The organism is Serinicoccus shuyuelongi (assembly GCF_045032955.1).
Lineage (GTDB): Bacteria > Actinomycetota > Actinomycetes > Actinomycetales > Dermatophilaceae > Ornithinicoccus.
In genome coordinates this window covers 203,326-225,229 of sequence record NZ_JBJFZU010000010.1, presented here as the reverse complement: position 1 = coordinate 225,229, position 21,904 = coordinate 203,326, and the positions used below count along the sequence as shown (strand labels likewise).

The window sequence follows — 21,904 nt, the reverse complement described above, 5'->3', positions numbered from 1 at the left end:
CCACCGTGAGCCTGGGATATCTGCGTTACCCGCACCTGCACGCCGGCACCGACCTGGTGACCTTCGTCGCCGACGACGACGTCTGGGTCGCCCCCGTCGAGGGCGGCCGCGCCTGGCGCCTGACCGCCGACCACGAACCCGCCCGAAATCCTCGTTTCAGCCCGGACGGCGAGCACATCGCCTACGTCACCCACCGTGACGGCCGACCCGAGGTCGCGGTGGTGGAGGTGGCCACCGGGGCGTCCCGGCGGCTGACCTGGTGGGGCGCGAGCGTGAGCCTGGTGCTGGGCTGGACCGCCGACGGCCGCGTGCTGGTCGCCAGCAACGCCGGCGAGAGCAACATGCGGCACGCGGTGGTGAAGGCGGTCTCGCTGGACGGCTCGGTGGAGCGTCTGCCGTGGGGGCCCGCGTGGGGCGTCGCGGTGCATCCTGGGGGCGCGGTGGCGCTGTCGAGCGTCGGCAGCCGCCCGCCCGCGCAGTGGAAGCGCTACCGAGGGGGCACCGCACCACGGTTGTGGCTGGACAGTGCCGGCACCGGTGGCTGGGAGCCGCTGCTGGCCGACGACCCGGCCTCGATGGTGGACCCGATGTGGGTCGAGGACACCCTGGTCTTCGTCTCGGACCGCGCCGCGACCCTGCCCGACGCGGCGGACGAGCAGGCCAACCTATGGGCCTGGCACCGGCCCGGGGGCACCACCGGGCGGGTGCGCCGGCAACCGACCGAACCCGTGCAGCTCACCTTCCAGGGCCCTGACGAAGGGTACGTGCGGGACGCGAGCACGGACGGCACCCGGATCGTCTGGCACAGCCGGGGACAGCTCTGGCTGCTCGACTCGCCGGGCGCCACCCCGCGGCGGCTGGAGATCACGCTCCCGGTCACCGCCCCGCAGCGGTATGCCGTCGCCGCCCAGGACAGGCTGGAGCACCTGGCGCCCGACCTGGGGGGTGACGCGAGCCTGGTCGGCACGCACGGCGCCACCTTCTGGGTGAGCCACCGGGCCGGCCCCGCAAGGGCCCTGGTGGTGGACTCCGCCGTCCGCACCCGGGAGCCCGCCTTCCTCGGCAAGGACGCCGCCGTGCTGGTCAGCGACGCCGACGGCGAGGACGCGCTCGAGGTGCACGCCCTGGACGGCAGCTCGGCACCGCGGCGCGTGGCCGGTGGCCGGATCGGCCGGGTGTTGCACCTGGCCACCTCCCCGGACGGGGCCCAGGTGGCCATCATCAGCCACGACGGGACCGTCCGTCTGGTCGCCACGAGTGACGGCGCGGTGCGTGAGGTCGGCCGGTCCCCGCACGGTGAGGCCCTCACCCCTCGGTTCTCCCCGGACGGCCGGTACCTCACCTGGAGCCAGCCGACCGGCGGCGAGGGCGAGCACCACCAGATCGTCGTGTGCGACGTCCCCGGCGCCTGCGTCCCCGTCCCGCTGACCAGCGGCAGGTACCACGACCGGGACCCCGACTTCACCCAGGACGGCACCGCGCTGGTCTTCCTGTCCGACCGGACCTTCGACCCGACCTACGCCGCGCACGAGTTCGCGTTGAGCTTCACCGGGGTCACCCGCCCCTGGCTCGTCCCGCTGGCGGCGACCCGACCCGCCCCCTTCGGACCCAGCCTGGACGGGTGGCGGATCAGCGGCCCCAAGGACGGGGCCCGCACGGCCGAGACCGACGAGGAGGCCACGGTCCCGCCCAGCCCCGACCTGGACGCGGAGGGTGCCGAGCAGCGGATCACCGCCTTCCCCGTCCCCTCCGCGGACTACCGGGACCTGCGCGCGGCCAAGGGCGGTGTGCTCTGGGTGAAGGTCGCCGGTGACTCCGGCGTCCTCGGGAGCAGGCGCTCCGGCGTCGAGGGCGAGCCTGCCACCGACTCCCTGGAGTACTTCAGCTTCGACAAACGGGCGGTCAGCACGGTCAGCGACGCGCTGGAGCGCTACCGGGTCAGCGGTGACGGCGAGCGCGTGCTCGTGCAGCACGGCGACGAGCTGCACGTCCAGCCGGCGTCCCGGGCCCCGGAGGAGGGCGAGGCGGAAGACAAGGTCGCGGTCGACCTGTCCCGGGTCCGCCTGGAGGTCGACCCCGCGGCGCAGTGGCAGCAGATGTTCGACGAGAACGCCCGCATCATGCGCGAGCACTTCTGGCGCGAGGACATGGACGGCGTCGACTGGGAGGCCGTCGTGGCGCGATGGCGGCCCCTGGTCCCGCGGCTGGCCACCCATGACGACCTCGTCGACCTGCTGTGGGAGACGGTCGCGGAGCTGAACACCTCGCACGCCTACGTGAGTCCCCCGGAGCCGCTGGGCGACCAGAGCCAGCGCCTGGGGCTGCTCGGGGCCGACCTGTCCCGCGCCGAGGACGGCTGGCGCATCGAGCGGATCCTCCCCGGTGAGTCCAGCGACCCCGAGGCCCGTTCCCCGCTGCAGGCGGCGGGCGTCGACGCCCGCGCCGGCGACGTGCTCGTCGCCGTCGACGGGCGCCCCGTCGACCCGGCCCACGGCCCGGCACCGTTGCTCGTCGGGGCCGCCGAGGTGCCGGTCCAGCTGACCCTGCGGAGGGAGGGCACCGACCGACGCGTCGTCGTGGTCCCGCTGGGCGACGAGGAGGTGCTGCGCTACCAGGACTGGGTGCAGTCACGCCGGGAGTACGTCGCGGACAGCTCCCAGGGCCGGCTCGGCTACCTGCACATCCCGGACATGATGAGCGTCGGCTGGGCGCAGCTCCACCGTGACCTGCACCTGGCGACCCGGTGCGAGGGCCTGGTGGTGGACGTCCGCTACAACCGGGGCGGGCACACCAGCCAGCTGGTGCTCGCCCGGCTCGGTGCCCGGGTCGTGGGGTGGACGCACGCCCGCCACTACGCGCAGGTCGGCTCCTACCCCGCACAGGCTCCGCGCGGGCCGGTCGTGCTGGTCGCCAACCGGTTCTCCGGGTCGGACGGGGACATCGTCAACGCGGGGGCCCAGGCGCTGGGCCTGGGTCCCGTCGTCGGCGAGCGCACCTGGGGCGGCGTCGTCGGCATCGACGGCCGGTTCGACCTCGTGGACGGCACGTCGGTCACCCAGCCTCGCTATGCCTTCTGGCTGGAGGGCAAGGGGTTCGCGGTGGAGAACCACGGCGTCGACCCCGACATCGAGGTGGTCCACTCCCCCGGCGACCTCGCCGCAGGGACCGACCGTCAGCTCGACCGTGCGGTCGAGGAGGCCCTCCGACTGCTGGCCGAGCGCCCCGCGGCGACCCCGCCCCCGCTGCCAGAGCCGCGGGTGCGGGTGCGCCGACGGGGCTGACGCGTCAGTCCCGACCGTGCTCGGGCAGGGCGTCCAGGGCCTCACGGATGACCTGGTACGACACCCCGGAGCTGTACCCCTTGCGGGCCAGGAAGCCGGCGAGGCGACGGGTCTGGGTCTCGCGGTCCAGGCCGCGCAGGCTGCGCGCCCTCCGGGCCACCAGAGCCTGCGCCTGGGCGCGCTCGTGCTCGGGGTCGATCTCCTCCAGGGCGGCGTCGACGACCTCGTCGGCGACCCCCTTCTGGCGCAGCTCGTGCCGGAGCGCACTCGCGGCCAGGCCCTTGGTCTCCTGCTTGGACCGGACGTACATCTCGGCGTAGGCCTCGTCGTCGACCAGGCCGACCTCGCCCATCCGGTCCAGGACCTGCGCACCGACGACCGGGTCGCACCCCTTGTCGCGGAGCTTGTCCTCCAGCTGGCGCCGGGTCCGTGGACCCATCGCCAGCTGCCGCAGGACCACTCGCCGAGCCACCGAGTGCGGGTCCGGCTCGGCCTGCGTCCCTACCGACGGGGCGCGCTCGGGATCCCCGCCGCGGGCGGGACGGAGGCCGTACGCACTGGCCGCCGCCTCCGCGGCGGCCAGTGCGTCCTGCGCCGCAGACAGTCGGTCTGCGGTGGCCATCAGAAGTCGACCGAGACCTCACCGGTGACCGGGTCGACCCCGGCCGGGAGGTCCTCGCTGCTGGTGGCCGGGGCGGCGGATGCACCGATCCCCAGCTTGGACTTGATGTTGCGGTCGATGGTGTCCGCGATGTCGGCGTTGTCCTTGAGGAACTGTCGGGCGTTCTCCTTGCCCTGCCCCATCTGCTCGCCCTCGTAGGTGTACCAGGCACCGGACTTGCGGACGAAGCCGTGCTCCACGCCCATGTCGATCAGGCCACCCTCGCGGGAGATGCCGTGCCCGTAGAGGATGTCGAACTCGGCCTGCTTGAAGGGCGGGGAGACCTTGTTCTTGACGATCTTGGCCCGCGTCCGGTTGCCGACCGCGTCCGTGCCGTCCTTGAGCGTCTCGATCCGGCGGACGTCGATCCGCACCGAGGCGTAGAACTTCAGCGCCTTGCCACCGGTCGTCGTCTCGGGCGAGCCGAACATGACGCCGATCTTCTCGCGCAGCTGGTTGATGAAGATGGCGGTGGTGCCGGTGGTGCTGAGGGCACCGGTGATCTTGCGCAGCGCCTGCGACATCAGCCGCGCCTGCAGACCCACGTGGCTGTCCCCCATCTCGCCCTCGATCTCCGCCCGCGGGACCAGGGCCGCCACCGAGTCGATGACGACGATGTCCAGCGCGCCGGAGCGGATCAGCATGTCCATGATCTCCAGCGCCTGCTCACCGGTGTCCGGCTGGCTGACCAGCAGCGCGTCGGTGTCGACACCCAGCTTCTTGGCGTACTCCGGGTCGAGCGCGTGCTCGGCGTCGATGAAGGCCGCGATCCCGCCGGCCTTCTGGGCGTTGGCCACGGCGTGCAGGGCGACCGTGGTCTTACCGCTGCTCTCCGGGCCGTAGATCTCGACCACGCGACCGCGCGGCAGCCCACCGACCCCCAGGGCCACGTCGAGGGCGATGGCTCCGGTCGGGATGACCTGGATCGGCGGACGGTCCTCGTCGCCCAGCCGCATCACGGACCCCTTGCCGTGCTGCTTCTCGATCTGGGCCAGGACGGTGTCCAGGGCCCGGGTCCTGTCGTTCTTGACCCCGGCCGCACCGGTGGTCTTGCTTGCCTGTGGCATCTGCCTGCTCCTTCGTCTCGTGGCGGGCGCGCCTACCTTCGACCGACCCGGGACCGTCCCGGGGGACGGGCCCGATGTCTGGGTCAGACGCTAGGGGCCGGCACCGACAGTCCCGGGGCTCCACGATGGATCTGTGGACAACCGTGCCTGTCGGCGGCACCTTGTGGACACGGTAGTCGCACGTGCGTACGAAGACGACCAGGACACGCAGGCGTGTCGGTCAGGGTGCCGTGACCAGGTACCCGTTGCCCTTGCGGGTCAGCTCGACCATGCCGGACGCAGCAGCGCCCTTGCAGAACTGCAGGAACGACCCGTACCCGAGAGGCTTCTCGGAGAAGCCCTCCCGGCGGCCCCGGACCTGGTCCTTGAGCCCGGACAGCGCCACCCCGGAGCCCTCGTCCAGGTCCGCCACGGTCTCGCGGAGCAGCAGGAAGGCCTCCTGCCGGCCACCCTCCTCGGGCAGCGTCACCTCCGGGTCCCCCTTGGCCGGGCCCGGGCTCAGCTCGATGATGCCGCGGCCCGCCAGGTGGTCCAGCAGCTCCCCGAAGGCACGGAACCCGTGGGTGGCCTCGGAGAACGTCGAGTCCTTGCGGAGCAGGGTGCGCTTCAGCACCGAGGCGGTCACGGCTCCCCCGGAGCTGCGCTGCAGACCGGAGACGGTCTGCGCCACCAGCGAGGGCAGGTCCGTGTCCTGCTGCTCCACCTCCGGCTCGTGTCCGGACTCGTGCCCGGGCTCGTGGCCCGGCTCCACGCCGACACCCTGGGTGCCGGCCGGGGCCTCGGCGCCGGCCACCGCCTCGTCCGCGACCTCGGTCACCGGTGCCGCCTCGGTGCGCACCCGGCGTGCCTTGCCCCGGGTGCGCCCGGTGCTCGGCCGGACGGCGTCCGGCTCGGCCGGCACCACCCCGTCGAGGTCGTCGTAGTACATGAACTCGTCGCAGGCGGGCGGCAGCATCGTCGAGGTGGAGTCGCGGACGCCGAACCCGATCACCCGCTTGTTGAGCTCGCGCAGCTTGTGCACCAGCGGGGTGAAGTCGCTGTCCCCGGTGCAGATGGCGAAGGTGGTCAGGTAGTCCCGCTCGTAGGCCATCTCGATCGCGTCGACCGCCATCTTGATGTCAGCGGCGTTCTTGCGTGAGGCCCCCATCCGCTGGGTCATCTCGATCAGCTCGACGTGGTTGCGGGTCAGCATCCGCCGGTCCTCGTCGAAGTAGGACCAGTCGGCATAGGCGCGCCGGGTCACCACCCGTCCCCGCTCGGCCAGCGCGTCGGCCACCGGACGTAGGTCGAAGGGGACCCCGAGGTGGTCGCGCGATCCGAGCGCGAGGTTCTCGTAGTCGATGAGCAGCGCGATCCGGTCCTCGTCGTCCATGTCGACGAGCGTAGGCCACCACGGGCCCTCCCCCGTCCCGCCCGCGCCAGGCCGCACCCGTGCTTCCCCAGCGTCAAGGGCTGACCGGTCCGCCCCCTAGACTGGCTGCTCGCCCGGCAGGGGAGATCCCGTCCCCCTGCCACGACACCCTGCACAGGAAGTCCCATGGCTCTGCTCGTGATGAAGTTCGGCGGTTCGTCCGTGGCCGACGCCGACGCGATGCGTCGGGTCGCCCAGCGGGTCGTCTCCGCCCACCACGCCGGTGACCGGGTGGCAGTCGTCGTCTCGGCGATGGGCGACACCACCGACGACCTCCTCGACCTGGCCGGGCAGATCGCCTCCGGCACCCCGCCGGTCCGGGAGATGGACATGCTGCTCTCGGCGGGCGAGCGCATCTCGATGGCGCTGCTCGCGATGGCCATCGAGCAGCTGGGGGTCCCGGCCCGCAGCTACACCGGCGCCCAGGCCGGTATGCGCACCGACACCGCACACGGTCAGGCCCGCTTGCTGGACGTCCAGCCGGGGCGGGTCCGGGGCACCCTGGAGAACGGCGCGGTCGCGATCGTCGCCGGCTTCCAGGGCATCTCCACCGACGACGACATCACCACCCTGGGCCGGGGCGGCTCGGACACCACCGCGGTGGCGCTGGCCGCCGCCCTCGACGCCGACGTCTGCGAGATCTACACCGACGTCGACGGCCTCTACACCGCCGACCCGCGCATCGTCCCCAGCGCACGCCGCGTCACCCGGCTCACCATCGAGGAGACCCTGGAGATGGCGGCGCACGGCGCCAAGATCCTGCACCTGCGCGCGGTGGAGTACGCCCGCCGCTTCCAGGTGCCCCTGCACGTCCGCAGCAGCTTCTCCGACAAGGAAGGGACCTGGATCCTCGTCGGACGACCCCTCACGGAGGACACCATGGAAGAACCGATCATCTCCGGCATCGCCCACGACAAGTCGCTGGGCAAGGTCACCGCCGTCGGCATCCCCGACCGGCCCGGGGCGGCCGCGGCCGTCGTCGGTGCCGTCGCCCGGGCCGGCGTGGCGATCGACATGATCGTGCAGAACGTGTCGACGTCGAACGCCGAGACCTCCGACATCTCCTTCACCATCCCGGAGACGGACGGTCGCACCGCGGTCGCCGCGGTCCGCGAGCTGCAGGAGCAGATGGGCTTCACCGACGTGCTCTACACCAGCCACGTCGGCAAGATCTCCCTGGTGGGGGCCGGCATGCGGTCCAACCCCTCGGTCGCCAGCAAGCTCTTCTCGGCCCTGGCCGACGCCGGGGTGAACATCGAGATGATCAGTACCTCCGAGATCCGGATCTCGGTGATCTGCGACCAGTCCAACCTCGAGGACGCGGTGCGCTCGGTGCATACCGCCTTCGGGCTGGACACCGAGGACGAGGCCGTGGTCTACGGTGGGACGGGACGGTGAGCGCCGTGCAGCAGCACCAGCAAGAGGCCGAGGACGCGGGTATGCCCTCGCGCCGGCGGGTGCGGGTCGCCGTCGTCGGGGCCACCGGTCAGGTCGGCGCGGTGATGCGCCGCCTGCTGGCCGAGCGTGACCTGCCGGTGGCCTCGGTGCGCTACCTGGCCTCCTCGCGGTCGGCCGGCACGAGCCTGGGCTGGGCGGGCTGCCCGTCCGCCGCCCCCGACCTCGTCGAGCCTCGGGAGATCGAGGTCGAGGACGTCGCGACCGCCGACCTGTCCGGCATCGACATCGCGCTCTTCTCGGCCGGTGGCTCTGCCAGCAAGGAGCACGCCCCGCGCTTCGCCGCGGCCGGTGCCGTGGTGATCGACAACTCCTCGGCCTGGCGGATGGACCCCCGGGTGCCGCTGGTCGTCAGCGAGGTCAACCCCGACGACCTCGACCTGGCGCTCGGCCCGGACGGCTCCCGGATCGTGGCCAACCCCAACTGCACGACGATGGCCGCGATGCCGGTGCTGCGCCCGCTGCACGCCGAGGCGGGCCTGGAACGGCTGCGGGTGGCCACCTACCAGGCCGTCTCCGGGTCGGGGCTGGCCGGGGTCAGCGAGCTCGCGGACCAGGCCCGGGGGGCACTCACCGGTGACGTCCCGGTAGAGGCGCTGACCCACGACGGGGCCGCGGTCCGGATGCCGGACCCGCACTCCTACGTCGCGCCGATCGCCTTCAACGTGCTCCCGATGGCCGGGGAGCTGGGCGCCGACGACGAGACCAGCGAGGAGGCCAAGCTGCGCAACGAGTCGCGCAAGATCCTCGGCATCCCCGCCCTGGCGGTCTCCGGGACCTGCGTGCGGGTGCCGGTCTTCACCGGGCACAGCCTCGCCGTGCACGCCGAGTTCGGCGCACCCCTGACCCCCGGTCGGGCCACCGAGCTGCTGACCGGCGCGCCGGGGGTGGAGGTCACCGACGTGCCCACCCCGTTGGCCGCGGCCGGCCGTGACCCCTCGCTCGTGGGCCGGATCCGGGTGGACCAGTCGGTGCCGGACGGGCGTGGGCTGGTGCTGTTCATCTCCTCGGACAACCTGCGCAAGGGCGCGGCGCTGAACACCGTGCAGATCGCCGAGGTGCTGCTGGAGCGTGGCCTCGTCCCGGCTGTCCGGGGTGACGGCTGACCGGTCGGTCCGCCCGGCTCCGTTCAGTCCTCGATGAAGTAGGCGTCGTAGGGCTCGAGCAGGCAGAACTCGTTGCCCTCCGGGTCGGCCATGACGTCGTGCGCGACGAGGTCGCCCTCGAGCACGGTGCGCAGCAGCCGTGCCCCGAGCGCCTCCAGGCGGGCCCGCTCGACCTCACGGTCGACACCCTGCTGGGGCAGCAGGTCGAGATGGAGACGGTTCTTGACCGTCTTCCCCTCCGGCACCGGCTCGAAGCCGAGCCGCTGCGGCCCGTCCGGGTCCCCCACGCTGGCCCAGTCCGGCTCCTGCTGCCGCAGCTCCCACCCCAGGGCAGCGGCCCAGAACCGGGACAGCGCGAGCGCGTCGTGGCAGTCGACCACCGTGCTGTAGAGCCGCAGCGAGGACATCCCAGCAGGATAGGGCGTCAGGCGCGGCGCGGCGGGTCGGGCAGCTCCTGGTGCTCCGGCGGCACGTCCATGTCCCGGCAGATCGCCTCCCACACCAGACGGACCTTCTCCCCGCCCTCGAGGGACTGGTCGGCGGTGCGTCCGCCCAGGCTGCCCAGCGCCTGGCTCCCGGCCACGATCGAGGCATACCCCGAGCCGAACTCCCGCTCCATCAGGCCCCAGAACTCGCTCAACCGCATCACCCCAGGCTAGGTCACCCGAGGACGGCCACCACGCCCAGCATCGCCGGGAGGGCCAGCACGGTGGTGAGGAAGACGGTGTCCCGGGCCAGGTCCTCGGACCGGCCGTAGGCCACCGACAGCACGTAGACGTTCTGCGCCGTGGGCAGCGAGGCCATCACCACCACGGCCATCACCTCGGCGGTGGACAGGCCCAGCACCGGCCCCGCCACCAGCCAGGCCACGGCCGGCATCAGCAGCAGCTTGATGAGCACCACGGTGGCGATCTCGGCCCGGTTGCCGCGCCCGCCGGGCACCGGCGACAGCCGCAGCGAGATGCCGAAGGCGATCAGCATGCACGGGATCGCCAGCCCGCCCAGGATCTCCACCGGGGCCAGCACCGGCTCCGGCAGCTGCCGGCCCGCGAGCGCGAAGCCCAGGCCCAGCAGGGTGCTGATCGTCAACGGGTTGGTGAAGGGTGAGCGCAGCACCCGTAGCCAGGAGACCTGCCCGCTGCGGGTGGCGTCCAGCGCGGCCAGCCAGGCCGGCTGCAGCAGCAGGAGCTGCATGAGCAGCAACGGTGCCGCCCAGGTCGCGTCGCCCAGCACGTAGATCGCGATGGGCAGACCCAGGTTGTTGGAGTTGGCGTAGCTGGCGGCCATCCCGCCCATCACGCTCTGCGCCCACCGCCTGTGGAAGACCAGCCGGGCGATCAGCAGGTAGGCGACCGAGCACACCGCGACCGCGATCACGGTCGCCACCAGGAAGCCCGAGAAGATGACCCGGACGTCGGCGCGGGAGACGACGAGGAAGAGCAGAGACGGGGAGCCGACGTAGAACGTCAGCCGCGCCAGCATCCTCTCCTCGCGCCTCCCGAAGAGCCCCGAGTGCCCGAGCAGCCAGCCCACCGCGACGATCGCCGCGATCAGCGCGAAACCCTCCAGGACGGCGACCACGGGGGACCATTATCCGCCCTGACGGTGACCGGATCCGGGCGGCCCTGCTGCTAGCGTTCGGCGCATGGCAGCACCCCCGGAGAAGCACCACGCCTCGGACACCGATCCCGACGTCGACGACGTCTACGGCGAGGGTGGAGTGACCCGGGACCTGCTCGACCGTCGCCCGGTGGTGCCGCGCACCGTGGCCAGCCTCTACGAGAGCCGTCCGGGCCTCAACCCCACCCAGGCCATCGCCACCTTCGTCGAGAGCATCTCCCTGCAGGAGCGCTACGGCCACCTGCGCGTCGTCGACGACCTGATCGGGCTGCAGCGCCGGGTCGGCGACACGATCGAGCGGTACACCGACAAGCTGCGCAACGCGGAGGCCCGCAGCGGCACCAACGAGTCGGCGCGGTTCGGGATCGGCGACTTCGGCGGTCAGCGGGCCGTCGTCTACGTCGTCGACTGGGCCTTCTTCGCCGGATCGCTCGGCGAGGTCGCCGGGGAGAAGTTCGTGCAGGCGGCCGAGCTGGCCGAGCGCGAGGGCCTGCCGCTGATCAGCATGGGGGCCTCCTCCGGGGTGCGCCAGCACGAGAACGTCCTGGGCCTGGTCCAGATGCAGCGGATGGCGGCCGCGGCCAACAAGTTCCAGCACACCACCAACCGGCCCTACATCTCCGTGCTCGCCGGGCAGGTATGGGGCGGCATGTCCGCCAGCGCCGTCCCGGTCGCGGACCTGATCGTCGCGTTGGAGGGCACCGACTACGGCTTCGCCGGACGGCGCGTCATCGAGACCTTCGAGGGACGCGAGGTGCCCCGGGGGCTGCAGAGCGCGGAGGCCAACTACCTGGACCGCAACGTGGACGTCCTGGTCAAGGGCGTCGAGGAGCTCGTCGAGTTCATCGGCCAGGTGCTCTCCTCGGGCCGGATCTCGCACCGGCTGCGCGAGGAGGAGACCCTCGAGGAGCTGGCCGACTCCGGCAGCCGCGAGGTCAGCGCCGGCCCCGAGGGCTTCTCCGCGGCCCTGTGGGGCCGTCAGGAGGTCGACCAGCGCATCGACGTGCCCCGGGCCCGGCGGGACCGCACCAGCGGCTCCCCCCGGGAGGCGCTGATGGCGCGCTACAACGAGATCGCGGCCGGCGCCGGCCGGCTGGACACCGAGTTCCTGCTGCGGCACGTCTTCGACTCCGCGGTCCCGTTCTACAACCACGTCCGGTTCGAGGACGAGAAGGCATACCCGAGCATCGTCGCGGCACTGGCCACCCTCGGGGGCCAGTCGTTCGTCGTCATCGGCGACCAGCCCTCCTACACGATCTCCGGGGCCTACGTCGGCAAGCGTCCGGCGAACCCGAGCCCGGAGGACTTCGAGTACGCGGTGCGGATGATGACCGCCGCGGAGCGCTGGGAGCTGCCGATCGTGTTCTTCACCGACACCCTGGGCGCCATGCCCTCGATGGCCGCGGAGCGGCGTGGCCAGTCACGGGCCATCGCGCAGAGCATCAAGCGGGCCGCCTCGCACCCCTTCCCGACGGTCTCGGTGATCACCGGGGCGATGGGCAGCGGCGGCGGGCTGGCGACCACCCCGTTCGGGCGCGAGACCATCATGTTCGACAGCGCCCTGGGCTTCGTGTCCGAGCCGCGCTCGACCGCGACGATCCTCTACAACGAGTCGAACCCGTCGCTGGAGCAGGTCGGGATGACCCTGGAGACCATGAAGGCCTCCGCCCTGGACCTCAAGGCGCAGGGTCTGGTGGACACCATCGTGCACGACGCGGACAACCCGTTGGCCACCGTCCGCGAGCTGCGCTCGGCGATCGTGAAGGGCTACAACGCCCAGCACGGCCTCAACCCGCGACGGCTGCGCCGCCAGGCCGACGACCGGCTCCGCCCCCGCACCCTGGGCAAGCTGGCGAGCGCGGAGGAGAAGGCGGCCGACGACGGCGACGGGTCCGACCAGCAGGGCTGACGGGAGCTGACGGGCAGATCTGACGGGGCCTGCTGGCGGTGCTCGTCGGGCCGGCTGCTCAGCTGGTCCAGGCCCGCCACAGGGAGGCGTACTCGCCGTCCTGCTCGATGAGCTCGTCGTGGCTGCCCAGCTCCACGATCCGCCCGTCCTGGACGACCGCGATCCGGTCGGCGTCGTGCGCCGTGTGCAGCCGGTGCGCGATCGCCACCACGGTGCGCCCGGTGAGCAGCGCGCTCATCGAGCCCTCGAGGTGCCGGGCCGTGCGCGGGTCGATGAGGCTGGTCGCCTCGTCCAGCACCAGGGTGTGCGGGTCGGCCAGGATCAGCCGCGCCAGCGCCACCTGCTGCGCCTGCGCAGGGGTGAGCGGGTGCTGGCCGGAGCCGAGCACGGTGTCCAGCCCGTCCGGCAGCTCGCGCACCCAGGCGTCGGCGTCCACCGCCGCCAGCGCACGCCATACCGGCTCCTCCCCCGAGCCCTCACGGGCCAGCTCGACGTTGTCCCGCACCGAGCCGCGGAAGACGTGGTGCTCCTGGGTGACCAGGGCGACCTGGTTGCGCAGCGCCTCCAACGGCAGCTCCACCAGCTCCACCCCGCCGACCGTGACCGAGCCGGAGACCGGTGCGTGGATGCCGGCGAGCAGCCGGCCCAGGGTGGACTTCCCAGACCCCGACGGGCCCACGATCGCCAGCCGCTCCCCCGGCTCCAGGGTGAGGTCGATCCCGTGCAGCACGTCGTGGCCAGGACGGTAGGCGTAGCGCAGCCCACGGCCCAGCAGCCGGTCGCCGCGGGGCCTGCCGGTGCCGGGTTCGCGGTCCGCCGGCACCTCGGCGATGCCCAGCAGCCGGGTCGTCGAGGCGACCCCGACCTGGAGCCGGTCGACGGTCCCGACCAGCCGGTCGAAGGGACCGTAGAAGGTCTCGATGAAGAGCATCGCGGTGGTGATCTGGCCCAGGGTCACGCCGCCCTGGGTGTACAGCAGCGCGCCGACCACCAGGGTCAGGACCCGGGGCAGCGAGAACGCCATGTCCATCACCGCGAAGAGGATGTTGCGCAGCGTCAGGCCGTAGCGCTCGGCCTGGGCGGACACCTCGATGTCGTCCACCCCGGCGCGGCGCCGGGCCCGCTGCAGGCCGTAGGCCTCGACGGTGCGCACACCCTCGACGGTCTCGGTCAGGGCGGTGTTGATGTCGCTGTAGGTGGCGCCCTCCAGCAGGTATGCCGCCGGGGCCTGCTGCAGGTAGCGACGCACCTGCCACAGCGACAGGGTGGCCATCACCAGGGTGGGCGCGGCGAGCGCCCACGAGTTGAGCACCATCGCGCCCACGGTCAGCAGCACCGTCACCACGCCGATGATGAACTCGGGCAGCGCCCAGCGCACCGCCCCGCTCATCGACCCGACGTCACGGGTGACGCGGGTGACCAGGTCACCGGTGCTGGCCGCCTCGACCTTGCCCAGCGGCAGCCGCAGCACGGCCCGGATGACGTCCTCGCGGGCCTCGGCCAGGACGCCCTGCCCGAGCACGGCCGCGAGCGTCTTGGCCAGGAAGGTCAGCACCGCCTGCGCGAGCAGGACGACCACGAGCAGCACCCCGAAGGTGCGCACGGTGCTCAGCGCCGGGTCGCCGTCGGCGGCGACCACGACGTCCACCAGCCGGCCCAGCAGGAAGGGCACCGCGAGCCCGGCGGCGGCGGCCAGGGCGTTGGTGGCGGTGACCACCGTCACCAGCCCGGCGCGTCGCCGCAGCAGGGCCCGCAGGTAGGCCACGACCGTCGAGGTCGAGGCGACCGGCAGCCCGCGCTCGGGGTCCAGCGCGGTCGTCAGGTTCGCCCGGGCACGCTCGCGCCGCAGGGCGTGCCGTTCCCACAGCAGTCGGTGACGTTCCCGGGTGCCGGCGGTTCCGGGCTCCGGGGGTCGCAGCTGGTCCGGGACCACCGGGGGCAGCTCCACCTCCGCGCGCCAGGTCGCCTCGGACGCCGCGGCCAGGTCCTGACGCAGGGGGCTGCTCATGTCCGTACCTCCTCGTCCGCACCGCGCAGCACGGTGTCGCGGTAGCCGCGGTGGGAGGCCGCGAGCTCCTGGTGGGTGCCGGTGGCGACCACCGTCCCGCCCTCCAGGACGGCGATCTCGTCGGCATGGTGCAGCATCAGCGGGGACGCCGTCATGACCACCGTGGTGCGGCCCCGTCGGTGCTCGGGCAGCCGTCGGGCGATCCGCGACTCGGTATGCGCGTCCACCGCGGAGGTGGGCTCCACCAGCACCAGGACGGGCGGGTCGGCGGCCAGCGCTCGGGTCAGCACCAGCCGCTGGCGCTGCCCGCCGGAGAGCCCGCGGCCCCGCTCGTCGAGCACGCCCTGCCAGCCGCCGGGGAGGATGTCGAAGACGTCCTCGGCGGCCGCGGCGACCAGGGCCGCCTCGGCCTCCTCGCGGGAAACCCGCCCCGAGGGGTCGACCGCGTCCTGCAGCGTCCCGGCGAAGACGTGCGCGGCGGTGTCGCTGACCAGGACCAGCTTCCGGACCCGGGACAGCGGGAGGTCACCGAGGTCGGTGCCGGCCAGGCATACCCCCCAGGGAGCGTCGGCGCGCTCCGTGTCACGCCGTTCCAGCTCGGCGCGGGCCCGGGAACGGGCACGCGCGGCACGCCGGGCGACGCGGCCACTCGCCTCGTCGTCCTCCACCCCGGGGACGGACTCCCCGGAGGGCAGGTAGCGTCCCAGCCGGTCCGCGAGCGCCGCGCTCTCGTCCGGCTCGGCACTGACCACCATCGTCAGCAGACCGGGTCGCACCCGCAGCCCGGAGACGGAGTCGACCAGCTCGCCGGCCGCCAGCCGGGTCAGCTCCCCGGCCCCGACATCCGGGCGCCGCGGCCACGGGTCGCCGGTGCCGAGGACACCGATCGTGGTGCGCGCCGAGACCACCGAGCGGGTGATCTTCTGCGCCGACTCGAAGACCACACGGATGGGCTGGACGAGGAAGATGGCATACCCGAGGAAGGTGACGAGCTCGCCGATCTGCAGCCGCCCGGCCCGCACCTGCTCCACCCCCATCACCATCAGGGCGACGACGAACAGACCGGACAGCAGCACCCCGACGGCCTCGACGAGGGCGCCCCAGCGACCCGCCTGCACACCGGAGCGGCGGACCCGTTGGCTCTGCCGGGCGTAGTTGTCGCCGAAGATGCGCTCGCCGCCGATGCCCCGCAGGATGCGCAGGCCGGCGACGATGTCGGTGGCCATCGAGGTGAGCTCGGAGGTGCGGCTCCGCTCCTGGGTCTGGGCCGAGGTCAGGGGGCGCAGCAGCGCCCCGGAGGCGAGGACCAGCACCGGTGCCACGAGCAGCACCACGGAGCCCAGCGGGACCGAGATCTGCAGCACGATGAGGGCCACGACGGCATAGGCCACCACGTTGCCGATCAGGCGGGAGAAGACCTCGATGAACTCGCCCAGCTGTTCCCCGTCGCTGCCGTTGACGCTGAGCACCTCACCGGTGGGGGCACGACGCGGCAGCACGTGTCCCAGGCCGACCGCCTTGTGCGTCACCAGCCGGGTCTGCCCGTAGGCCGCGACCAGCCAGGACCGGACCACGACCGTGTGGTAGAACACCCCGCTGGCCGCCCCGACGACGGTGATCAGCAGCAGCACTCCGCACCAGAGCCAGACCTGGCGCTGGTCGCCGGGCACGATGCCCTCGTCGATGGCCCGGCCGAGCACCCACGGGGTCAGCGCCGTGGGCAGCAACCAGAGCAGGCTGCCCAGGCAGCCCGCGAGCACGAGGTCCGTCTGCCGGCGCAGCAGCCACCAGAGGAAACGGGCCGGCGAGCGGGTGTCGGGCACGTCGCCGGTCCGCCGGTCGGCGCCCGTCGGGGCGTCGTCGGTCCAGGCGGTGACGGTGGGGGGGAAGTCGCGCATAGCGTGCTGCAGCGTATGCCCGGCCACCGACGGGCCACCAGCGGTTTTCCGCCCTCCCGCTGCCGAGGGACCGCCCCGGGATGAGAGGATGGTGCCGCTCTCATCGACGGCACGCACTGGAGGACACCATGAGCTCGACGCAGGACCTGGCCTGGTGGCAGAAGCTGCTCGTCGCGGCACAGCTGTGGCGCCCGCCGCACCGTACCGACCACCATGAGAAGAAGGAGATGGAGCGGCCTCCGATGCCGCCCGTCAGCGGCGCCTACGGCAACAAGGTCGTCGCCGAGACGCGTCGCCGGCTGGTGCCGCAGCGCGGCGACGACCCCGGCGCGACCAGCCGCGGCCCCTCCGACTGACACCGGCCCCGGCGAGCTCCGGGGCAAGGTCCTCGACGGACCCTTCCTCGCCGCCCTGCCACTGTCGGTGGCGCGTGGCACAGTGACACGGTGACCGACGCCCGACCGGCCCCCGTGCTGGACCGTTTCTCCCCCGCGACCCGCGCGTGGTTCGACGCGTCGTTCCCCGGGCCGACGCCGGCCCAGACCGGCGCCTGGGACGCGATCAGCCAGGGCGACCACACCCTGGTCGTCGCTCCCACCGGGTCGGGCAAGACGCTCTCCGCCTTCCTGTGGGCGATGGACAGGATCATTGCCGACCCCCGGCCCGCACCGGCGGCTAGAAGGCTTGGACGGACAGCCGGCCGCGCGTCCCGTGGCGCCGGTGCGAGGGCGGGCGGCGGGGCGGAGGAGACCGAGGACGTCGGCCGCTGCCGGGTGCTCTACGTCTCGCCGCTGAAGGCGCTGGCCGTCGACGTCGAGCGCAACCTGCGCTCCCCGCTGGTCGGCATCGGGCATGCCGCCACCCGCCTCGGGCTGCCCTCCCCTGCGGTGTCCGTCGCGGTCCGCTCGGGGGACACCCCGGCGGCGCAGCGGCGGGCGTTCGCCAAGGACGGCGCGGAGATCCTCATCACCACGCCGGAGTCGCTCTTCCTGCTGCTGACCTCGCAGGCACGCAGCGCGCTGACGGGCGTCGAGTCGGTCATCATCGACGAGGTGCACGCGGTGGCCGGCACCAAGCGCGGCGCGCACCTGGCGCTGACCCTGGACCGGCTGGACCAGCTGCTGGTGCGCCCCGCCCAACGGATCGGGTTGTCCGCCACCGTCCGCCCGGTCGAGGAGATCGGTCGCTACCTCGCCGGCGGCCGGCCGGTGACCACCGTCCAGCCGCCCTCGACCAAGGAGTGGGACCTGCAGGTCGTGGTCCCGGTGCCGGACATGTCCGACCCCGGCAGCGTGGAGGTGGCGGGAACCATCGGGCCTCCTGAGCCACCGGCCCAGCGGGCCGGGACCAGCCCGGACTGGGGCGCGGAGAACCCCGGGACCGACGACGGGACCGATGGCCGGACGGACGACATCGAGAGCGACGAGAGCGGCGACGAGCCGGCGGTCGGCGCCGGGCCGGTGCTGCCCGAGCTCGAGGGTGAGGACGTCTGGGCGCCGGCCCCGGACCCCGACCCGGAGGAACGGGCCTCCCTGTGGCCGCACATCGAGCGCCGGGTGGTCGACCTGGTCGCCGCGCAGACCTCGACACTGGTCTTCACCAACTCGCGCCGGGTCGCCGAGCGGTTCACCTCCCGACTGAACGAGGCCTGGGACGCCCGGCAGCGCCCCGGCGAGGACGAGGCCGAGCCGTCCCCCGGACAGCGCCCGCCGGCGCAGGTGATGGCCCAGTCGGGTGCGGGCACCAGCGCGCCCCCGGTGCTGGCCCGGGCGCACCACGGGTCGGTGAGCAAGGAGCAGCGCGCCGAGATCGAGGAGGCCCTCAAGACCGGGCGGCTGCCCGCGGTGGTGGCCACCAGCAGCCTGGAGCTGGGCATCGACATGGGGGCCGTGGACCTGGTCGCCCAGGTCGCCAGCCCGCCCAGCGTCGCGTCCGGCCTGCAGCGGGTGGGCCGCGCCGGCCACCACGTGGGCGCCGTCAGCCACGGTGTCTTCTTCCCCACCCACCGCGCCGACCTGGTCCAGACGGCCGTCGTGGTGGACCGGATGCGTGCCGGGATGATCGAGCAGGTCCGGGTGCCCACGAACCCGTTGGACGTGCTCGCCCAGCAGATCGTGGCGATGCTGGCGATGGACGACTGGACGGTCACCGACCTGTTCGAGCTGGTGCGTCGCTCGGCGTCCTACGCCTCGCTGCCCCGCTCGGTGCTGGACGCGGTGCTGGACATGCTGGCCGGCCGCTACCCCGGCGAGGACTTCGCCGAGCTGCGTCCGCGCATCGTCTGGGACCGGGTCACCGACACCCTCAGCGCCCGCCGGGGGGCGCAGCTGCTGGCCGTGACCTCCGGGGGGACCATCCCCGACCGGGGGCTCTACGCGGTGATGCTCGCCACCGGTGAGGGCCCCGGACGTCGGGTCGGTGAGCTGGACGAGGAGATGGTCTACGAGAGCCGGGTGGGGGACGTCTTCACCCTCGGCACCACCAGCTGGCGGATCGAGGACATCACCCACGACCAGGTGCTGGTCACCCCGGCGCCCGGACAGATCGGGCGGCTGCCGTTCTGGAAGGGCGAGTCCCAGGGTCGGCCCGCCGAGCTCGGCGGGGCCGTCGGCGCCTTCGTCCGGGAGATCGGCGCCTCCTCCCCGGAGGAGGCCCGGGCCACGCTGCTCGGCCGCGGGCTGGACGCCTTCGCCGCGGACAACCTGGTCACCTACCTCACCGACCAGCGGACCAGCGTGGGACACCTCCCGGACGACCGGACGATCGTGGTCGAGCGCTTCCGCGACGAGATCGGTGACTGGCGGGTCGTGGTCCACTCCCCGTGGGGTATGCCGGTGCACGCCCCCTGGGCGCTCTGCCTGGCCGCGCGGATGCGCGAACGTCTCGGCACCGAGGTGCAGGCCCTCGCCGCCGACGACGGAATCGTGCTGCGCCTTCCCGACCTCGGGGTCGACGACGCACCGGATGAGGAGGAGCCGGACGGCGCCGGCCGCCGGGCGGGCGGGCATACCGACGGAGCGCGGCTGGACGCCGAGATCGCCGAGCTGCTCACCCTGGACCCGGACGAGGTCGCGGACCTGGTGACCCAGGAGATCGGCGGGTCCGCGCTGTTCGCCTCCCGGTTCCGCGAGTGCGCCGCCCGTGCGCTGCTGCTGCCCCGACGCAACCCCGGGCGTCGCCAGCCCCTCTGGCAGCAACGGCAGCGGTCCGCGCAGCTGCTGGAGGTCGCCTCCCGCTACCCCACCTTCCCGATCGTGCTGGAAGCGGTGCGTGAATGTGTGCAGGACGTCTACGACGTGGAGGCCCTGCGGACGTTGATGCGCTCTATCGCCTCCCGTGGCATCCGGCTGGTCTCGGTGTCCTCCAGCGCACCGTCCCCGTTCGCCCGCTCGCTGCTGATGGGCTACATCGCGCAGTTCCTCTACGAGGGTGACTCCCCGCTGGCGGAGCGCCGGGCCGCCGCGCTCTCGCTGGACCCGAGCCTGCTCGCCGAGCTGCTCGGCCGCGGCGAGGGGGCGGCACTGCGCGACCTGCTGGACCCCGAGGTGGTGGCCCGCACCGGCCAGGAGCTGCAGCGGCTCACGGAGGCACGCTCGGCCCGGGACCCCGAGGAGGTCGTCGACCTGCTACGGGTCCTGGGGCCGCTGTCCACCGACGAGGTGGCCGCGCGGACGCGCGAGGAGCACCGTGACCAGGTGACCGACTGGCTGCTCGGGCTGTCCGGGTCCCGCCGCGTCATCGAGGTCCGGGTGGCCGGACAGCAACGCTGGGCCGACGCCCAGGATGCCGCCCGCCTGCGTGACGCCCTCGGTGCGGCGGTCCCGGTCGGCGTCCCGGCGGCCTTCCTGGAGGGTGTCCCCGACCCCCTGGGTGACCTGGTGGTGCGGCACGCGCGGACGCATACCCCGTTCACCCCCGAGAGCCTCGCCACCCGCCTGGGCCTGGGCACCGCCGTGGTCCGCGACGTCCTGCGGCGCCAGGTCTCGGCCGGACGGATGGTCCAGGGCGCGCTGGTCCCGGACGGCGCCGGCGACGACGACGTGTGCGACGCCGAGGTGATGCGCCTGCTGAGACGGCGCTCGCTCGCCGCGCTGCGGCAGGAGGTCGAGCCGGTCCCGCAGCAGGCGTACGCGCGGTTCCTGCCCCGGTGGCAGTCCGTGGGCGAGCTGCACGGCCTGGACGGGCTGGCCCGCGCGGTCGAGCAGCTCGCCGGGGCCCGGGTGCCGGCCTCCGCCGTCGAGTCGCTGATCCTGCCGGTCCGGGTCCGCGGCTACTCCCCCGGCATGCTGGACGAGCTGATGACCTCGGGCGAGGCCCTCTGGCAGGGGCACGGGTCGCTGCCCGGCGACGACGGCTGGGTGTCCCTGCACCTGGGTGAGAGCGCGCACCTGACGATGGCCGCGGCCGACGAGGTCGAGGACGCATACGCCCGGACGGTGCTCGACGTCCTCGAACGGGTCGCCGGCGGGGCCTACTTCTTCCGGGCCCTGGCCGAGGCCGCCGGGTCCACCGACGACCAGCGGCTGACCACCTCGCTGTGGGACCTGGTGTGGGCCGGGCGGGTCTCGGCGGACACCTTCGCGCCGGTGCGTGCCCTGCTGGCCGGGGGACGGAGCACCCACAAGGCGCGACGGGCCCCCTCCCGGGGCGGTCGGTGGTCGCGCGGGTCGGTGGCGCTGTCGTCCCGCCCGGGACGACCCTCGATGCCGGCCCGGTCCGGCCCGCCGACGGCGGTCGGCCGCTGGTCGCTGCTGCCACCGGTGGAGACCGACCCGACCGTGCTCGGGCTGGCCACGGCGGAGACGCTGCTGGACCGGTACGGGGTGCTGACCAGGGGCTCCGTGGTCGCCGAGGGCGTCCCGGGCGGGTTCTCCGGTGTCTACCGGGTGCTGGCCGGCGCCGAGGAGGCCGGCAGGGTCCGCCGAGGGTATGTCGTCGAGGGGCTGGGTGCGGCCCAGTTCGGCAGTGCGGGCGCCATCGACCGGCTCCGAGCCCTGGACCACGCCGCCCGTGGCACCCAGGGCGTCCCCGGGACCGACGACGACCGCGAGACGGTACTGCTCGCCGCGACCGATCCCGCGAACCCCTTCGGCGCCGCGGTCCCCTGGCCCGAGCAGGGCACCGGTGAGGGCACCCACCGCCCGGGACGCAAGGCCGGGGCGATGGTGGTCCTGGTGGACGGTGTCCCGGCGCTCTACCTGGAGCGGGGCGGGCGCAGCGCCCTGACCTTCGCCACCGGACCGCAGACCTCCGGCGACGACCTGTGGCCTGACGTCGCCGGTGCCCTGGCGACGGCGGTGCGGCAGGGCGCCCTGCGAGGCCTGACCATCACGAAGATCGACGGCGCCGGGGCGCTCGGCTCGGAGCATCCCCTGGCCGCGGCCCTGACCGCCGCCGGCTTCCACACCTCGCCGAGCGGGTTGCGCCTGCGGCGGTGAGCGAGGCCGCGTCGGTGACACGGCGACCGGTGGCGGTGTCACTGCTCTAG

The 21,904-nt window shown here is 73.4% G+C and carries 14 protein-coding genes; 6 read left to right on the top strand and 8 right to left on the bottom strand.

Translation table 11 applies throughout. From position 1 onward, the window contains the following. Nucleotides 1-5: 5 nt before the first annotated feature. The gene (locus ACI3EY_RS12880; protein ID WP_405040630.1) at nucleotides 6-3,281 is read left to right on the top strand and encodes a S41 family peptidase; all 3,276 of its coding nucleotides are present in this window, start codon (nucleotides 6-8) and stop codon (nucleotides 3,279-3,281) included. A gap of 4 nt (nucleotides 3,282-3,285) precedes the next feature. On the opposite strand, the gene ACI3EY_RS12875 is transcribed toward ACI3EY_RS12880, so the two are convergent. The 3 genes from ACI3EY_RS12875 to ACI3EY_RS12865 all read right to left on the bottom strand — a co-directional run bounded on the left by ACI3EY_RS12875 (nucleotide 3,286) and on the right by ACI3EY_RS12865 (nucleotide 6,381). Continuing rightward, nucleotides 3,286-3,903, bottom strand: coding sequence for a regulatory protein RecX (locus ACI3EY_RS12875; protein ID WP_405038220.1), 618 nt, complete (start codon nucleotides 3,901-3,903; stop codon nucleotides 3,286-3,288). After that, nucleotides 3,903-4,949, bottom strand: coding sequence for a recombinase RecA (gene recA, locus ACI3EY_RS12870; protein ID WP_405038276.1), 1,047 nt, complete (start codon nucleotides 4,947-4,949; stop codon nucleotides 3,903-3,905). Before recA ends, ACI3EY_RS12875 begins: the two co-directional genes overlap by 1 nt. A 280-nt stretch (nucleotides 4,950-5,229) precedes the next feature. Beyond that, complete coding sequence (locus ACI3EY_RS12865) at nucleotides 5,230-6,381, bottom strand: NYN domain-containing protein (protein WP_405038221.1); 1,152 nt, start codon at nucleotides 6,379-6,381, stop codon at nucleotides 5,230-5,232. A 165-nt stretch (nucleotides 6,382-6,546) separates the two neighbouring features. Between ACI3EY_RS12865 and ACI3EY_RS12860 the strand changes: the two genes are divergently transcribed. Beyond that, on the top strand, nucleotides 6,547-7,818 hold the full coding sequence (locus ACI3EY_RS12860) for an aspartate kinase (protein ID WP_405040629.1): 1,272 nt from the start codon (nucleotides 6,547-6,549) through the stop codon (nucleotides 7,816-7,818). Between the two features lie 41 nt (nucleotides 7,819-7,859). Further along, nucleotides 7,860-8,981: an aspartate-semialdehyde dehydrogenase gene (locus ACI3EY_RS12855; RefSeq protein ID WP_405040637.1), complete on the top strand. Its 1,122-nt coding sequence runs from the start codon at nucleotides 7,860-7,862 to the stop codon at nucleotides 8,979-8,981. Between the two features lie 23 nt (nucleotides 8,982-9,004). Here ACI3EY_RS12855 and ACI3EY_RS12850 read toward each other — a convergent pair whose 3' ends face one another. From ACI3EY_RS12850 to ACI3EY_RS12840, 3 genes are read right to left on the bottom strand one after another with little or no spacing between them, the layout of a single operon-like run. Beyond that, nucleotides 9,005-9,388 carry a VOC family protein gene (locus ACI3EY_RS12850; protein ID WP_405040628.1) on the bottom strand — a complete coding sequence of 128 codons (384 nt, stop codon included), beginning with the start codon at nucleotides 9,386-9,388 and terminating at the stop codon, nucleotides 9,005-9,007. Between the two features lie 17 nt (nucleotides 9,389-9,405). Continuing rightward, entirely contained in the window at nucleotides 9,406-9,627 is a 222-nt protein-coding gene (locus ACI3EY_RS12845) for a DUF3046 domain-containing protein (protein ID WP_405040627.1), read from the bottom strand. Between the two features lie 14 nt (nucleotides 9,628-9,641). Then, on the bottom strand, nucleotides 9,642-10,562 hold the full coding sequence (locus tag ACI3EY_RS12840; protein WP_405038225.1) for an AEC family transporter: 921 nt from the start codon (nucleotides 10,560-10,562) through the stop codon (nucleotides 9,642-9,644). 64 nt (nucleotides 10,563-10,626) lie between these two features. Between ACI3EY_RS12840 and ACI3EY_RS12835 the strand changes: the two genes are divergently transcribed. Continuing rightward, nucleotides 10,627-12,510 carry a carboxyl transferase domain-containing protein gene (locus tag ACI3EY_RS12835; protein WP_405038226.1) on the top strand — a complete coding sequence of 628 codons (1,884 nt, stop codon included), beginning with the start codon at nucleotides 10,627-10,629 and terminating at the stop codon, nucleotides 12,508-12,510. A gap of 58 nt (nucleotides 12,511-12,568) precedes the next feature. On the opposite strand, the gene ACI3EY_RS12830 is transcribed toward ACI3EY_RS12835, so the two are convergent. After that, nucleotides 12,569-14,518: an ABC transporter ATP-binding protein gene (locus ACI3EY_RS12830; protein ID WP_405040626.1), complete on the bottom strand. Its 1,950-nt coding sequence runs from the start codon at nucleotides 14,516-14,518 to the stop codon at nucleotides 12,569-12,571. Then, nucleotides 14,515-16,416 carry an ABC transporter transmembrane domain-containing protein gene (locus ACI3EY_RS12825; protein ID WP_405040625.1) on the bottom strand — a complete coding sequence of 634 codons (1,902 nt, stop codon included), beginning with the start codon at nucleotides 16,414-16,416 and terminating at the stop codon, nucleotides 14,515-14,517. The genes ACI3EY_RS12830 and ACI3EY_RS12825 overlap by 4 nt, the downstream gene beginning before the upstream one ends. Before the next feature lie 128 nt (nucleotides 16,417-16,544). Here ACI3EY_RS12825 and ACI3EY_RS12820 point away from each other — a divergent pair, with 128 nt between their 5' ends. Together ACI3EY_RS12820 and ACI3EY_RS12815 are read left to right on the top strand one after the other, a co-directional pair. Next, nucleotides 16,545-16,772: a hypothetical protein gene (locus ACI3EY_RS12820; protein ID WP_405038229.1), complete on the top strand. Its 228-nt coding sequence runs from the start codon at nucleotides 16,545-16,547 to the stop codon at nucleotides 16,770-16,772. A 90-nt stretch (nucleotides 16,773-16,862) separates the two neighbouring features. Further along, complete coding sequence (locus tag ACI3EY_RS12815; RefSeq protein WP_405040624.1) at nucleotides 16,863-21,854, top strand: Lhr family ATP-dependent helicase; 4,992 nt, start codon at nucleotides 16,863-16,865, stop codon at nucleotides 21,852-21,854. The last annotated feature ends 50 nt before the right edge of the window (nucleotides 21,855-21,904 follow it).